The 13332-nt window shown below is 72.0% G+C and carries 13 protein-coding genes; 8 read left to right on the forward strand and 5 right to left on the reverse strand.

From position 1 onward, the window contains the following. Positions 1-34: 34 nt before the first annotated feature. Positions 35-1018: a right-handed parallel beta-helix repeat-containing protein gene (locus tag ACFVW8_RS22670; RefSeq protein WP_389692743.1), complete on the reverse strand. Its 984-nt coding sequence runs from the start codon at positions 1016-1018 to the stop codon at positions 35-37. A gap of 267 nt (positions 1019-1285) precedes the next feature. Between ACFVW8_RS22670 and ACFVW8_RS22675 the strand changes: the two genes are divergently transcribed. From ACFVW8_RS22675 to ACFVW8_RS22690, 4 genes are all read left to right on the forward strand, one after another. Then, entirely contained in the window at positions 1286-2875 is a 1590-nt protein-coding gene (locus ACFVW8_RS22675; protein ID WP_389692768.1) for a flavin monoamine oxidase family protein, read from the forward strand. An 82-nt stretch (positions 2876-2957) separates the two neighbouring features. Continuing rightward, complete coding sequence (locus tag ACFVW8_RS22680; RefSeq protein ID WP_389692745.1) at positions 2958-3896, forward strand: PAC2 family protein; 939 nt, start codon at positions 2958-2960, stop codon at positions 3894-3896. A 96-nt stretch (positions 3897-3992) separates the two neighbouring features. Then, positions 3993-4595: a dephospho-CoA kinase gene (coaE, locus tag ACFVW8_RS22685; protein WP_389692747.1), complete on the forward strand. Its 603-nt coding sequence runs from the start codon at positions 3993-3995 to the stop codon at positions 4593-4595. Between the two features lie 66 nt (positions 4596-4661). Continuing rightward, on the forward strand, positions 4662-5030 hold the full coding sequence (locus tag ACFVW8_RS22690; protein WP_389692749.1) for a tetratricopeptide repeat protein: 369 nt from the start codon (positions 4662-4664) through the stop codon (positions 5028-5030). Positions 5031-5054: 24 nt separating this feature from the next. Here ACFVW8_RS22690 and ACFVW8_RS22695 read toward each other — a convergent pair whose 3' ends face one another. Further along, positions 5055-5333 carry a DUF6343 family protein gene (locus tag ACFVW8_RS22695; protein WP_389692751.1) on the reverse strand — a complete coding sequence of 93 codons (279 nt, stop codon included), beginning with the start codon at positions 5331-5333 and terminating at the stop codon, positions 5055-5057. 75 nt (positions 5334-5408) lie between these two features. Between ACFVW8_RS22695 and ACFVW8_RS22700 the strand changes: the two genes are divergently transcribed. Next, positions 5409-6527: an ADP-ribosylglycohydrolase family protein gene (locus tag ACFVW8_RS22700; protein ID WP_389692753.1), complete on the forward strand. Its 1119-nt coding sequence runs from the start codon at positions 5409-5411 to the stop codon at positions 6525-6527. Positions 6528-6536: 9 nt separating this feature from the next. On the opposite strand, the gene ACFVW8_RS22705 is transcribed toward ACFVW8_RS22700, so the two are convergent. From ACFVW8_RS22705 to ACFVW8_RS22715, 3 genes are all read right to left on the reverse strand, one after another. Next, positions 6537-7622, reverse strand: a complete 1086-nt coding sequence (locus ACFVW8_RS22705; protein ID WP_389692755.1) for a tyrosine-protein phosphatase — start codon at positions 7620-7622, stop codon at positions 6537-6539. An 88-nt stretch (positions 7623-7710) separates the two neighbouring features. Then, positions 7711-9702: a hypothetical protein gene (locus ACFVW8_RS22710; RefSeq protein WP_389692756.1), complete on the reverse strand. Its 1992-nt coding sequence runs from the start codon at positions 9700-9702 to the stop codon at positions 7711-7713. Positions 9703-9705: 3 nt separating this feature from the next. Beyond that, a complete protein-coding gene (locus ACFVW8_RS22715) occupies positions 9706-10605 on the reverse strand; it encodes an SGNH/GDSL hydrolase family protein (protein WP_389692758.1) in 900 nt (299 codons plus the stop codon). A gap of 207 nt (positions 10606-10812) precedes the next feature. Here ACFVW8_RS22715 and ACFVW8_RS22720 point away from each other — a divergent pair, with 207 nt between their 5' ends. From ACFVW8_RS22720 to ACFVW8_RS22730, 3 genes are all read left to right on the forward strand, one after another. Then, complete coding sequence (locus tag ACFVW8_RS22720; protein ID WP_389692770.1) at positions 10813-12003, forward strand: PucR family transcriptional regulator; 1191 nt, start codon at positions 10813-10815, stop codon at positions 12001-12003. A 37-nt stretch (positions 12004-12040) separates the two neighbouring features. After that, complete coding sequence (locus ACFVW8_RS22725) at positions 12041-12736, forward strand: class I SAM-dependent methyltransferase (protein WP_389692760.1); 696 nt, start codon at positions 12041-12043, stop codon at positions 12734-12736. A gap of 108 nt (positions 12737-12844) precedes the next feature. Beyond that, positions 12845-13294: a DoxX family protein gene (locus tag ACFVW8_RS22730; RefSeq protein WP_389692762.1), complete on the forward strand. Its 450-nt coding sequence runs from the start codon at positions 12845-12847 to the stop codon at positions 13292-13294. The last annotated feature ends 38 nt before the right edge of the window (positions 13295-13332 follow it).

Below are 13332 nucleotides of genomic sequence, written 5' to 3' on the forward strand. Positions count from 1 at the left end.
GGGGAGCGGGCCTCACTCTTTTTCCCGGCAGGCGCTACGGGGTGACGTCGATGTTCGTCAGGCCCTTGCCGCCGGTCACCGTGTTGCTGCCGCGGACCGTGGTGGGGCAGTCTGCGCTGTAGTTGGTGACGTTGAACGCGAGCTGCTTGTCGCCCGTCGAGCCGGACAGGTCCGAGGCGTTGTCCCGGAAGACCGTCCCGCAGCCCCAGCCGCTCTGCTGGCTGTGCGTCTCGTAGCCGTTGTTGGTCGTACGGGAGCCGTGGTTGCCCTCGACCAGCACGTCGTTGCCCTTCACGTCGACCCAGGAGTCGTCGTAGTTGGCCCCGGTCAGCCCGTTGCCGTCGAAGGTGTTGCCGACGATCTGCGCACCCGTGGTGCCTTCCTTGATGTCGACGTTCTCGCCGCCGACGTCCGGACCGATCGTGTTGTCCAGGATCTGGACCCGGTCGCTGTTGTCGGAGAGATCGCCCGCCGTGCCGACGTAGACGCCCTCGCCCATGCCGCGGCCGTCGTGACCGGTGTCGTAGATCCGCGAGTTCCTGATGACGCCGTCGCTGCTGGACTTGCGGAAGTGGACACCCTCCATGTCGAGATCGTGCACGGTCACCGAGTCGATGACGACGCCGTCGGCGCTGTCGGCCATGATCCCCTTCTGGCCGCCGGAGACGGTGATGCCCTGCACGGTCCAGTACGAGGCGCCGTTGAGGTGCAGTCCGTAGCCGCCGCCCGCCGTGAGGACTGCCCCGGCGGAACCGGTCAGGGTGATGCGGGCGGAGGCGCTGCCGGCGACGGTCGCCTTGAAGTTGCCGGTATAGGTGCCGTCCGCGAGGTGGATCGTGTCGCCCGGACCGGCCTCGGTGAGGGCCGACTTGAGCTGTGCCGCGGTGGACACCTCGATGACGGCCGCAGCGCCGGCGGCCTCCGCGTCGGCGGCCGACGCGAGAGCCGGGCCGCCGACGGCGAGGGCGGTGGCGGTGGCGGTAGCGAGCAGGGCGGGGAGCAGTGTGCGGGGGCGCATGGGGGTGCCTTCCCGTCAGAGGTTCAGGGTTCTCGTACATGAACGTGGGGCGAGGTTCTGAACGTGCTGCCCAGTGACGGTAGGGACGGGGTGATGGCGTGTCAAGGTCTGGACCATTGCCCCGTGGGTGGCGGCCGGGGTGAACAGAGAGAAACGTGCGGGATACACGAGTAGCTGACGGCACGTAACACGCCCTTGCCAGGATCCCGGCAACCTCAGGATCCGAACAGGAGCCGGTATATGACCCAGACCCCGCACCACTCGCCCATGCTGCCGGGCGACAGCCGCCGCACCTTTCTGCGCAATGTCGGGATCACCGGCGGAGCGGGCGCGATGTTCGCCACCATGGGGGCGCTCGGCCTCGCACCCACCGCCCGTGCCGAGAGCCGCGAACCGGCCTTCCGGGCCCCCAGCGAGGGCGACTTCAGTCTGACGGGCAGGGCCGCGGCCAAGGTGGTCGTCGTGGGCGGCGGCATCGCCGGCCTCGCCACCGCCTACGAGCTCGGCAAGGCGGGCTACGACGTGACGGTGCTGGAGGCCCGCGGTCGCACCGGCGGCCGCAACTTCACCGTGCGAGGCGGGGATTCCACCACCGACCTCCACGGCAGCCGGCAGACGGCCCGGTTCAGCGACGGCCAGTACATGAACTGCGGGCCCGGCCGGATCCCGCAGTGGATGGTCACCCTTGACTACTGCCGCGAACTGGACGTGCCCATCGAGGTGTTCACCAACGTGAACGCCAACGCGTATATCTACAACGAGAAAGCCGGCATGAAGGCCCCGGTGCGCTACCGCACCGCCAAGGCCGACGTGTACGGCTATGTGGCCGAACTCCTCTCCAAGGCAACCGACAAGGGGGCGCTCGACCGGCAGATCACGGCCGACGACCAGGAGCGGCTCATGGAGTTCCTGAAGGACTTCGGCGACATCGGCGACACGCTCGACTACACCGGCAGCCCCCGGCGCGGCTACCGCGTCGACCCCGCCGCCGCGGGCACCCCAGGCGTGGAGCTCGGCCCGGCGCCGTCCGCATCCGAGGTCTTCGCCAGCGGTGTGGGGCGCTACTTCTCCTTCGAGTTCGAGTACGACCAGGCGATGCTGATGTTCCAGCCGGTCGGCGGCATGGACCGGATACCCGCGGCGCTCACCCGGGCGATCGGCGAGCGCAGGATCCGCACCGGCGCGGCCGTCACGAAGATCACCGACGCCGCCCACGGAGTCACCGTCACCTACACGCAGTCCGGGCGCACCCGCAGTATCGAGGCGGACTACTGCGTCGCGGCACTGCCGCCCAACATCCTGGCGAAGACCGCACACAACCTCGGTCCGGCCGTCCAGAGCGCGCTGGAGGCCTGCAGGCCGTCCTCGGCCGGCAAGATCGGCCTGGAGTACCGGAGCCGCTGGTGGGAGAGCGACCACCGGATCTACGGCGGCATCACGGAGACGGACCTGGACCTCGCCCACATCTGGTATCCCTCCTACGGCCACCAGGGCAGGCGCGGCACCATCATCGGGTACTACAACACCGGCTCCGACGCCGACGCGTACGGCGCCCTCGGCCCGGCTGAGCGGGAGGCGCGGGCCGTCGCCCAGGGTGTGAAGATCCACGGCGAAAAATACCGGACGGAACTCGCCACGTCGTTCTCCCACCACTGGCGGCAGACCCCGTACCTGGAGGCGGCCTGGCACTCCCTGTCGGGAGGCCCGGACGCCCCGGCCTTCGCACCGCTCAACCAGGCAGCCGGGCGGGTCTACTTCGCGGGTGACTACCTGAGCCACGCCGACGCCTGGCAGCACGGCGCCTTCACCTCCGCACGGAAGGCGGTCACCGCACTGCACGCACGGGTACTTGGGTAAACACCATGTGAAGGGGCACGGGAGGGAATGCCCGTGCCCCCCGGGGCGTTCTTCTTCAGGAACACAAGGAGGAGCGGTAACCGTGCCTGATCCGCAGAGTTTGTACGAATGGGACCCGAAGGGCCTGGCTGTCGTCGACATGGCGCTTGCCCAGGAGTCGGCCGGTCTGGTCATGCTCTACCACTTCGAGGGATACATCGACGCGGGTGAGACCGGTGAGCAGATCGTCGACGGCCTGCTCGAATCGCTGCCGCACCAGGTGGTGGCCCGCTTCGACCACGACCGCCTCGTCGACTACCGGGCACGGCGCCCGCTGCTGACGTTCAAGCGCGACCGCTGGTCGTCGTACGAGACGCCGACGCTGGACGTCAGGGTCGTCCAGGACGCCACCGGGGCGCCGTTCCTGCTGCTGTCCGGGCCCGAGCCCGACGTGGAGTGGGAGAGGTTCGCCGCCGCCGTCGAGCAGATCGTCGAGCGGCTCGGTGTGCGCCTCGCGGTCAACTTCCACGGCATCCCGATGGGCGTCCCGCACACCCGCCCCGTCGGCGTCACCCCGCACGGAAACCGCACCGACCTCATGCCCGGCCACCGCAGCCCGTTCGACGAGGCGCAGGTGCCCGGCTCCGCCGAGGCCCTCGTCGAGTACCGGCTGATGGAGGCCGGACACGACGTGCTCGGTGTCGCCGCCCACGTACCGCACTACGTCGCCCGCTCCTCGTATCCCGACGCCGCGCTCACCGCGCTGGAGTCGATCACGGCCGCGACCGGTCTTGTGCTGCCGGCCATCGCCCATGCGCTGCGCACCGAGGCGCACCGCACCCAGACGGAGATCGACCGTCAAATCGGCCAGGGCGACGAGGAACTCGTCTCGCTGGTCGAGGGCCTTGAGCACCAGTACGACGCGGTCGCCGGCTCCGAGACCCGGGGCAATCTGGTCGCCGAGCCCATCGACCTGCCGTCCGCCGACGAGATCGGCCTCGAATTCGAGCGTTTCCTGGCCGAACGGGAAGGCGACAGCTGACCGTCACCACCACCGCCCTGCGTCCCCCGGCCGTTCCGGTACGGCGACGCAGGGCGGCCGGTCCGTCCCCGGGGCCGGACCACTAGGCTGCCGCCCATGCTGAAAGTGGGCCTGACCGGTGGTATCGGCGCCGGCAAGAGCGAAGTGTCACGGCTGCTCGTCGGCCACGGAGCCGTCCTCGTCGACGCGGACCGGATCGCACGTGAGGTCGTCGAACCCGGCACCCCCGGGCTCGCCGCCGTCGTCGAGGCGTTCGGCACCGATGTCCTGAGCCCGGACGGCACCCTGGACCGGCCGAAGCTCGGCTCCATCGTCTTCTCCGACGCCGAACGGCTCGCCGCTCTCAACGCGATCGTCCACCCGCTGGTGGGGGCCCGCTCAGCCGAGCTGGAACGGGCCGCCGGTCCCGGTTCCGTGGTCGTCCACGATGTCCCCCTCCTCACCGAGAACGGCCTCGCCCCCCTGTACGACCTGGTCGTCGTCGTGGACGCCGCCCCCGGGACCCAGCTCGAGCGTCTCGTGCGGCTGCGCGGCATGACGGAGGCGGACGCCCGGGCCCGGATGGCCGCGCAGGCCACCCGCGAGGAGCGTCTCGCCATCGCCGACCTGCTCATCGACAACGACGGGCCGGTCGAGGCACTGGAGCCGCAGGTCCGCACGGTCTGGGCGGAGCTGGCGCGGCGGGCCGCCGCGGGCTGACCCGGACCGGAATACCGGATCACGGAAGGACGTTCACACCCAGGCGGCCGAGGGAAGGATGCGACTGTGCCCCAGAGGAACCCGGAAACCGACGTCATCGACTTCCGCGCGGCCGAACAACTGCTGGCCGCGCGTGATCCCCGGGGCGCCGTCAAGCTGCTCGACTCGGTGATCGCCTCCCACCCGGAGAACACCGCCGCGCGGCTGCTGCGCGCCCGCGCCTTCTTCGCGGCCGCCCAACTGCGCCCCGCCGAGCTCGAATTCGAACTCGTCCTGGAACGGGAACCGGACAACGCGTTCGCGCACTTCGCGCTGGCCCGCACCTTCGAGCGGGCAGGCCACCCGGAGCGGGCCACCCGTCACTTCCGGCTGGCGGCGGCGCTCGACCCCAATCCCGAGTACCTGAGGGCGGCCCGCTTCGACGCGGAGGGCTGAGCCTGCCGCCCGCGCGCCGCCGGTTCAGTGCCCGTACCGTCGCCGTCCTCCGCCATGCGGTTCGTACGGCGGGACCGTGCGGTCCGGCTGGTGGCGCGAGCCCTGCCGGATGCGGTGGACGACCACGGCCAGATCCGCCAGGACCAGGACGAGCAGTACTCCGCAGGCGACCGCCCAGCCGGGCCGCCCAACCAGGATGAAGGCAGTCAGGCCGAAGACAGCCCAGGCCAGGCCCCATACACTCAGCCAGAGCCGCAGCCGCAGAGGACTGCGTGCAGTCGTCGGTTCACTTCCGGTACGCATGGCATCGCCTCTTCTACCAGCATGGACCCGCGACGGCGCAAACGCGGCAGAGCGACGAGAGAGGGGGCGCCGGTCGTGAACGGCACAGCATGGGGGAACGGCTCCGTCCGCAGGGCCAGGGTCCGCGGATGTCTGCTCGGCGGGGCGATCGGGGACGCGCTGGGCAACCCGGTGGAGTTCCTGTCCCTCGCGGGCATCCGGCGGGCGCACGGAGAGCAGGGCGTACGCGGGCTCACGGCCGATGAGGACGGGGTGACCGGGCGTGTCACGGACGACACCCAGATGACGCTCTTCACGGCCGAGGGCCTGATCAGGGCGCACTCCCGCGCCGTCTCCAAGGGGATCGGCGGCGCCGAGACCGCGATCGTCAGGCACGCCTATCTGCGCTGGCTCGACACCCAGAATCACCCCGCGCCGCCGCCCCCCGAGGGGGACGACCTCGTCCGCACCGGCTGGCTCAGGCAGCAGCACTGGCTCTACGCACGACGCGCGCCCGGCAACGCCTGCCTGTCCGGGCTCACGGCCGGGCACATCCCCGACCCACGGGCCCCGCTCGGTGAGCCCGGCCCGGTGAACACCGGTTCCAAGGGCTGCGGCACCGTGATGCGCTCCGCCCCCTTCGGCCTGACCGGCCAGAACGCCGCGGCCGGCTTCGGGCTCGCCGCCCGCTGCGCGCAGATCACCCACGGCCACCCCACCGGTGCCTACGCGGCGGGCGCGCTCGCCGCTGTCGTCGCCCACCTCCTGGAGGGCGACTCGCTGCCCGGCTCCGTACTGCGGGCCATGGAGCTGCTGGCACGCCACCCCGGGCACGAGGAGACGACCGCAGCGCTCCGGGCGGCCTGTGAGCTGGCCGCCCGGGGCGCGCCGAGCGCCGAGAAGGTGGAGTCGCTGGGCGCGGGCTGGGTCGCCGAGGAGGCCCTGGCCATCGCCGTGTACTGCGCGCTCGCGCTGCCGGGCACCGATCAGGTCGGCGAGGCGCTGCTGCTCTCGGTCAACCACTCGGGCGACAGCGACTCCACCGGCGCGGTCTGCGGCAATCTGCTCGGTGCCCGCCACGGCGAGGTGCACCTTCCACCGTCCTGGCTGGTGCTGACGGAGGGGCGGGCGGTGATCGCCGAGGTGGCCGACGACCTGTCCCTGGAGTTCGAGCACGCCCCGGCGTGGCCGCGTGGCCGCTACCCGGGCAACTGAGCGGGCGGCTCAGCCGGTCAGCAGCTTGGCACGCAGCGCGTCCACGGTCGCGGAGTCGAGCTTCAGCCCCTCGCGCACATAGCTGTCGAAGTCGCCGTACAGGTGGTCCACCTCGTCGAACGCCGCGCGCAGCCAGCTGAGTTCGACGGCCTCCGGGTTGCCGGTGTACTGGTTGCTGGCGAGGAAGTCCGCCTCGACCGTGGCCCGCGGGACACCGAGCAGGGTGAGCAGGACGGCCGTGCCCCAGCCGGTCCGGTCCTTGCCGGCGCTGCAGTGGAGGACCGTGGCACCCGAGGTGTTCGCGGCGACGGCCGTGACCAGGTCGTGGAACGCGTAGTCACCGCCCACGAAGTTGACCATGAACGGATAGCCGATCGACTGGCCCAGGTCGGATGAACCGGAGAAGAGACCGGCGGCGACCGCCTGGGCCAGGGTCATCAGCGCCGGGTCGTGGAAGCGGATGCCGTGGCTGAGCGAGACGACGTCGGCGACCTGGTAGGCGACACCGGCCGGCAGCCGGTCCGGGTCGTCGTGGCGCTCCATGGCGTTGCGCAGATCCACGTCGAGGGTGAGGTGCTGGGAGACCAGTTGCTGCTGCTCGGCGTCGGTGAGGCTGTCCAGCTTGCCGGAGCGGTAGACCAGGCCGGAGCGGACCCAGTGTCCGTCCGTGGTGCGGTAGCCGCCGATGTCACGGAAGTTGCGCGCGGAGGCCAGGCCGAGCGAACGGTCGGCGACGACGAGCGGGCTCCCGCTGTCCGGCACCAGCCGGAAATACCAGCGCCCGGCGGCCGGGAGCGCCCCCGCGGGCACGGTCAGCGAGCCTGTGCCCGGGGCCGTACCGAGGACGGTGCCGGTGGTGGCGTCGGGCGAGGTGACGGCCGTGACGGTCACCGACGCGGCGGGGGAGGCCCAGGAGAGGGTGTGGCCGCCGTCCGCGGTGCGCGCGGCGGTGGCGGAGGTGAACGGCACGGCGGAGGCGGCGACCGCCGCTGCCGGTGCGGCGGCGGGCGGTGCGGCGAGCGCGGACGGGGCCAGGGCCGTACCTGCGATGAGGGCGGCCGCGACGGCGGCGCCGGCTATGCGGTGCGTACGCATGGGTGCTCCTTGTCTGTGCCCCGCGGGGAGTCCTGCCCTGCGGGGGTCTGTGCCCTGCGGGGGTCTGTGCCCGGGGGAAGGGGAGGCGTCAGGAGGTGGGGGTGGCGGTGCACGGGGTGGTGCCGCAGACATTGATGACACGGCCGGTGGTCAGGAAGGTGGCCTTCTGCTGACGGGCGGCGGGCGAGTTACGGGGATCCTCGTGCGGGTCGTGGCCGTACTCGGGCCCGGCGGGCGGGGTGTTGGTGAGCGGGGGCGTCGGGGTGCCGCTGTCCCACACGGTCATGGCCGAGCCGCGGTAGGGGAGTTGACCCCGACCGATCCGGCGGATGCCCCAGTACGGCACGGTGTCCGGACTGCGGCCCGCCGCCAGCGCCGGGGTGACCAGCCGGGCGCCGATCGTGCGGGCCTCCGCGTCGGCTGCCGCGTTCGCGACCTGGTGGTCGCCGTAGGCGATGTGCAGCAGCACCTCGTGGTGGTCGGTGAGGTGGTTGGCGTACGCGTTCGTCTCGCCGCGGTCCCACACCATCTGGAACAGCTGGAGCACGAGCTGCTGGTGCAGCTTGTCCGGGTAGGAGACGTCCAGGGCCTGCTGGAACGGTGCGAAGTCGGCGCTGCGGTTGAGGAGCAGCCCGTAGTTCATCGCGGTGACGCCCAGCACCCCGCGCCGGATGTCGGGCGAGGCGGCGACCAGCGCGCCCCCGAGGATCCCGCCCTGGCTGTTCCCGTCGTACGCCAGACCGTGCCGGATGTCGACGAGCGGACGCCCGTCCGCCGTGCGGAAGGCGGCGTCGCTGCTCAGCCCCTTGGCGTGGATCAGGGCACGGCCCAGGAACAGGGCGTTCAGCATGCCCTGTTCGCTCCGTTCGGGGACGGCCGGGAAGAGGTTCGGGTCGGCGAGCCCGCCGAGCACGACGGGAATGTCCTCCTCCGCCATCCCGATCCAGTCCGTGGCGCAGAACGTGAAGTCGTGCTCGGCCGCCATGTCCTTGACGTTGCCCGCGCCGACCTCGGAGCGGCGGCCCAGCAGCCCGTGTCCGTAGAGGGACGGACGGGAGGGGGTACGGAACGCGGAGCGCGGGATCTCGCAGCGGAACTCCGCGAGCTGGGTGTTGCCGGGCAGGGCGCGCGGGGTGCCGTCCGGGCCGCGGTTCAGGACGGATCCCGGCGGGCCGCCCGGCAGGTCCAGATAGCTGGGTACGGTGATCCGGCCGGTGACCTCGCGGGCGATCCGGCCGTCCTGGGCGGCGGTGAAGTCGGTGACCCCGGTGACGGCGAAGGCGGGCGAGCGGTTGCCGAGCCGGCGGAACGCGTCGTCGCGGATGGTGAAGAGGTCGCCGGTGAGACCGCGCGTGGACGCGACGGTGAAGTCCCAGGCCAGATTGAGCCCTTCGTTCGTGACCCCTGCTCTGTGCAGGGCCGTGAGGGAGGGGCGGAGCCGGTCCTGGCGGGCGCGCAGCGGATCGTGCGCGGGAAGCCGTCGGCCGGCGGCGGCGGTGAACGGGGCGGCCGCCGGGATCGTACGACCGGCGGCGTCCTTGAGGCGGCGCAGGGCCACGGCGTAGTGGTGGCCGTCGAGGAAGTTGCGGGCGGGGTGGATCAGCAGGGCCTGCCGGGCGGGGTCGGTGGCGTTGGCGTCGAGTTCGGCCCAGTACGGCCACCGCTCACCGGTCGTGGTGTCCAGGACGACGACCGGGGCGTCCCGGTCGAGGGAGCGGCCGATGTCGGTGAGCGGGGCCGCGCCGGTCGCGGCCAGGTCCAGGCCCGGCACCTGGGCGATCAGGGCGGAGCCGGGGGAGAAACCGTCGGACCGGTTCCAGGCGGCCGGGTCGATGGGCTGCCCGGCCGTGGCACGGGGCAGTACCGCGGAGTCGAAGGCCACCCGGCGGCCCGTGCCGCTGCCCGGGTCCGGCCGGGTGTACCAGTCGTTGGGGAACGGCAGCAGGCACTCGGCGGGTGCCAGCGGGTCGCAGCCCCGGTCCGTTGCGTGGCCCGGCGGGGCCGCCCGGGCCGGCGGGGCGAGGAGCGCGGCGGCGCCGAGCGACGCCGCGAGCAGGCCGTTGAGCAGCCGCTGCCGCACGTGTCAGCTCCCCTGGACGTGTGCGCCGATGATGCGGGCGTAGTTCGCCTCGCCCTGCCGGTTCGGGTGCAGGGGCGCGGCGGCGGCCGTCGGCACGTACCCCTCGACCCACTTGTCCGACGGGGCCTGGCAGGAGTCGTGGCCCTTGCTGGGTGTGGCGAGGTCGATGTACTCGGCGCCGTGCGCGGCGCTCTGTTCTGCGATCACCGTGTTCATCCGGTCGACGCTGCCCTGGAGGAAGTCGGCGTCCACCGGCAGCACGGGCTGCAGCGGCCAGCAGCCGCCGGGCTTGATGTACAGCCCGTAGCCCGTGACGATCACCCTGGCCTGCGGCGAACGCTGGTGGATCCTGTCCAGTACGGCGGCCAGCCGGGGGGCGAACTCCGCGATCCGCTGCCCCACCTGGTCCACCCCGCCCTCGTTGTACTTGTCCTTGCAGGGAGTGGCGGACGGGTCGAGGTTGGTGCAGTCCTGCGCGATGCCGACCAGCCCGGTGTCGTTGCCGCCGATGGTCAGGGTCACCAGATCGGTGTCCGCGCGCAGCGCGTCGAACTGGGGCGGCGCCGAGCCCATGGGCACGTCGAGCAGGGACAGCGACTGCTTCTCCGTCATGTGCTTGGACGCGGCGCCGCTGCAGGTGACGTCGTGCAGCGACGCGCCGAGGCTCGCGGCCAGCTCGTGCGGGTAGTTGTGCGTGGACCGTCCGCAGGCCACCGGTCCAGTGATGTCGGGGATGAGCGGACCCGATGCCATCGAGTCGCCGAGTGCGACGTACGAGGTGGTGTCGTCCGTGGCCGCCCGGGCACCGGACGCGGCGGTGCCGACGGCAAGACCGGTCAGGGCGAGTGCGGTGACGGATGATCTGACGGTCCGGCAGAATGCCTTGTTTCGCAACGGGTTCACGGCGACCTCCGGGGGTGGGGGCGAGGCGGGGCATGGCGGGTGTCGCCGGTCATCATGCAGACTCGAACGCCGTCGTTTAACTGGTCGGTAACGCAGACTTCCGCAGGGGCTTTTGTGACGCATGACAAAGAGCGGGCCGTCGTCAGGGGCGCCCGCGAGGGCCTGCGGGCCGCCGCGCAGCCGCCGCTCCGCATCGCCGGACGGCCGGTGGCCGCCCAGCTGCGCGCCCGCGCCCCCGCCCTCACCGCCCGTGTCGTCGCGCGGCTGCTCAGCGATCTGCCGGTCTACGCGGAACTGCCCCACGAGGAGATCGCGGGCGACATCGCGGACATCGTCCAGCACAATCTTCGGCTCTTCGCCGATGTCGTCGAACACCGTCGCCCCGCCACCGACGCCGAACTCGCCCAGCAGCGCGACTCGGCGGCCCAGCGCGCGGAGGAGGGCGTACCGCTGGACGCCATTCTCACCGCGTACCAGGTCGGCATAGGCATGTGCTGGCAGGAGACCGCCCGGGACGCGGACGGCGCCGACCTCCCCGCCGTCCTGGAGATCGTGGACCGCATCATGGTTCTCCAGCAGCAGTTGACCTCCGCGGTCAGCGGCGCCTATCTGGAGGCCCGGCAGATCCTCGACAGCCAGGAACACGGCGGCCGGCACGCCCTGATGGCCGCTCTGCTGGCCGGTGAGTCCCTGGAGCTCTTCACCCAGCGCACCGGTCTGCGTCCCGCGGCCGGCTATCTGACGATGACGCTCGCACTCGCCCCGCACCGCGACGAGGTGAGCCAGGGCCCGGGGCCCGGCGCGGGAGTGGCGGCCCGCCGCAAGATCCGCCGTATCCGCACGGCCCTGGACCGGTTCGCCGGTACGCCGGCCCTGACCGCGCTCGACGCCTCCGGCGGAACGGTCCTGCTGCCCGTCGCCGAGCCGCCGCCGTGGAGCGGTCCCGGCGGCCTGTGCGAGCTGATCGCCGAGGCGACCAGGGCGGCCGGGGTGCCCGTCACCGCGGCTGCCGAGACCGCGGAACCGGCGGCGGTTCCGGCCGCTGTGGCCCGTAACGCCGAGATCGTCGCTCTGGTCGGCCGCACCGGACGACCGCCCGGCCTGTACCGGCTGGCCGACGTCCTGCTGGAGTACCAGCTGAGCAGGCCCAGCGAGGCGTTGCACGGTCTCGCCCGGCTGCTGCGCCCGCTGGAGGCCAAACCGGAGCTGCTGCACACACTGGAGACCTACCTCGAACACGGCCTGGACCGCAGGGCCGCAGCGGCCGCACTGCACGTCCACCCCAACACCGTCGACTACCGCATCCGCCGGATCGACCGGCTGACCGGCCTCTCCCCGGCCCGCCCCGCCGACCTCCAGCACCTCAGCGCCGCGCTCGTCGCACGCCGCTCCGTGTGAGAGGAACCGCGCATGCGGACGGCTCGTTCGGGGAGGTATGAGCGGACAACTGGTACGTGAGGGCTATTCAGGGACGGGACCCGGCGATATCACCCCGGACGGCTGTGCCGTCGAGCTGTACACCCGGCTGTCGGCCGGTGACGAACCCGACGTGATCGCCGGGGCGGTCCCCGCCGGATCGAGCATTCTGGAACTGGGCTGCGGGGCGGGCCGGGTGACGCACCCACTGGTCCGGCGCGGCTTCGCGGTCACCGCGGTGGACGAGTCGGCGCAGATGCTGGAGCAGGTGCGGGGCGCGCGTACGGTGCGGAGCCCCATCGAGTCCCTGGACCTGGGTGACGAGACGTTCGACGTGGTGATGCTGGCGTCGTTCCTGGTGCACTCGGGCGACCACCGGGTGCGGGACGGGCTGCTGCGGACCTGCCGGAGATATGTGCGCGACGGCGGGGTGGTGCTCATCCAGCGCGAGGGGGAGAACGCCCACACCGGTCTGCCGCGCGAACGGGTCGACCCTTCCGGGTACACGGTCCGCATCGTCTCTTCGGAGCCGGTCGGCGACGGGGTGCATTCGGTGCACGCCCAGTACGACTTCGACGATGCGCGCTGGACGCAGACGTTCCTGTCGCGGCCGCTGTCGAAGGAGCGGTTCGAGGGGTATCTGGCCGAGGCCGGTCTGCGCGTGGACCGCTACCTCACGGATGACGGCGTCTGGGTGCGGGCCGTGCCCAAGTAGCGCCGGAAGAAGGGGAATGCGTGGCCGGCGGGGCGATGAGTCACGGGCCGGGCGCCGGTCTGTCCTTGTGTGAGCGACACCGTGCACCGCTTCCCTGAGGAGACCCACATGTCCGAGACCACGACGGCCACGGCCGCCCCCGCAGCTGCTCCGTCAGCCGGTTCCACCGGCCGCGGTCGCAGCCGCGGCACCGTCGCGCTGAACGTCGCACGGTTCGCACTCGCGCTGTTCCTGGCCTTCAGCGGAACGGCCAAGCTGATCGCCCATGAGTCCGCCATCGAGTCCTTCGACCGGATGGGCTGGAGCCACGGTGCGATGTACGCCGTCGGAGGGCTGGAGACGGCAGGGGCGATCGCGCTGCTGATCCCGATCCTCTCGGGGGTGGCGGCCATCGCCTTCTGCGGGCTGCTGGCCGGGGCGTCCGTCGTCCAGCTGACGCTGCTCGATCCGCCGAACGCGGTCATGCCCGCGCTGCTCATCGTGGTGATGGTCCTGATCGCCCGGAACCGGCAGGACAGAACGGTGGCGCTGGTCGCACTGGTCCGCCGGAGCGCATGAGGCCGGCTCGGTCCCGTGCCCCGACGGTCCCGCACCCC

The sequence above is a fragment of the Streptomyces sp. NPDC058221 genome, from assembly GCF_042882365.1.
Taxonomy (GTDB): domain Bacteria; phylum Actinomycetota; class Actinomycetes; order Streptomycetales; family Streptomycetaceae; genus Streptomyces.

Bases quoted from the DNA above. Each gene is read 5' to 3' on its own strand.
- ACFVW8_RS22730 (WP_389692762.1), top strand. From the start codon at position 12,845: ATGTCCGAGACCACGACGGCCACGGCCGCCCCCGCAGCTGCTCCGTCA.
- ACFVW8_RS22675 (WP_389692768.1), top strand. From the start codon at position 1,286: ATGCTGCCGGGCGACAGCCGCCGCACCTTTCTGCGCAATGTCGGGATC.
- coaE (WP_389692747.1), top strand. From the start codon at position 3,993: ATGCTGAAAGTGGGCCTGACCGGTGGTATCGGCGCCGGCAAGAGCGAA.
- ACFVW8_RS22725 (WP_389692760.1), top strand. From the start codon at position 12,041: ATGAGCGGACAACTGGTACGTGAGGGCTATTCAGGGACGGGACCCGGC.
- ACFVW8_RS22670 (WP_389692743.1), bottom strand. From the start codon at position 1,018: ATGCGCCCCCGCACACTGCTCCCCGCCCTGCTCGCTACCGCCACCGCC.
- ACFVW8_RS22695 (WP_389692751.1), bottom strand. From the start codon at position 5,333: ATGCGTACCGGAAGTGAACCGACGACTGCACGCAGTCCTCTGCGGCTG.
- ACFVW8_RS22705 (WP_389692755.1), bottom strand. From the start codon at position 7,622: ATGCGTACGCACCGCATAGCCGGCGCCGCCGTCGCGGCCGCCCTCATC.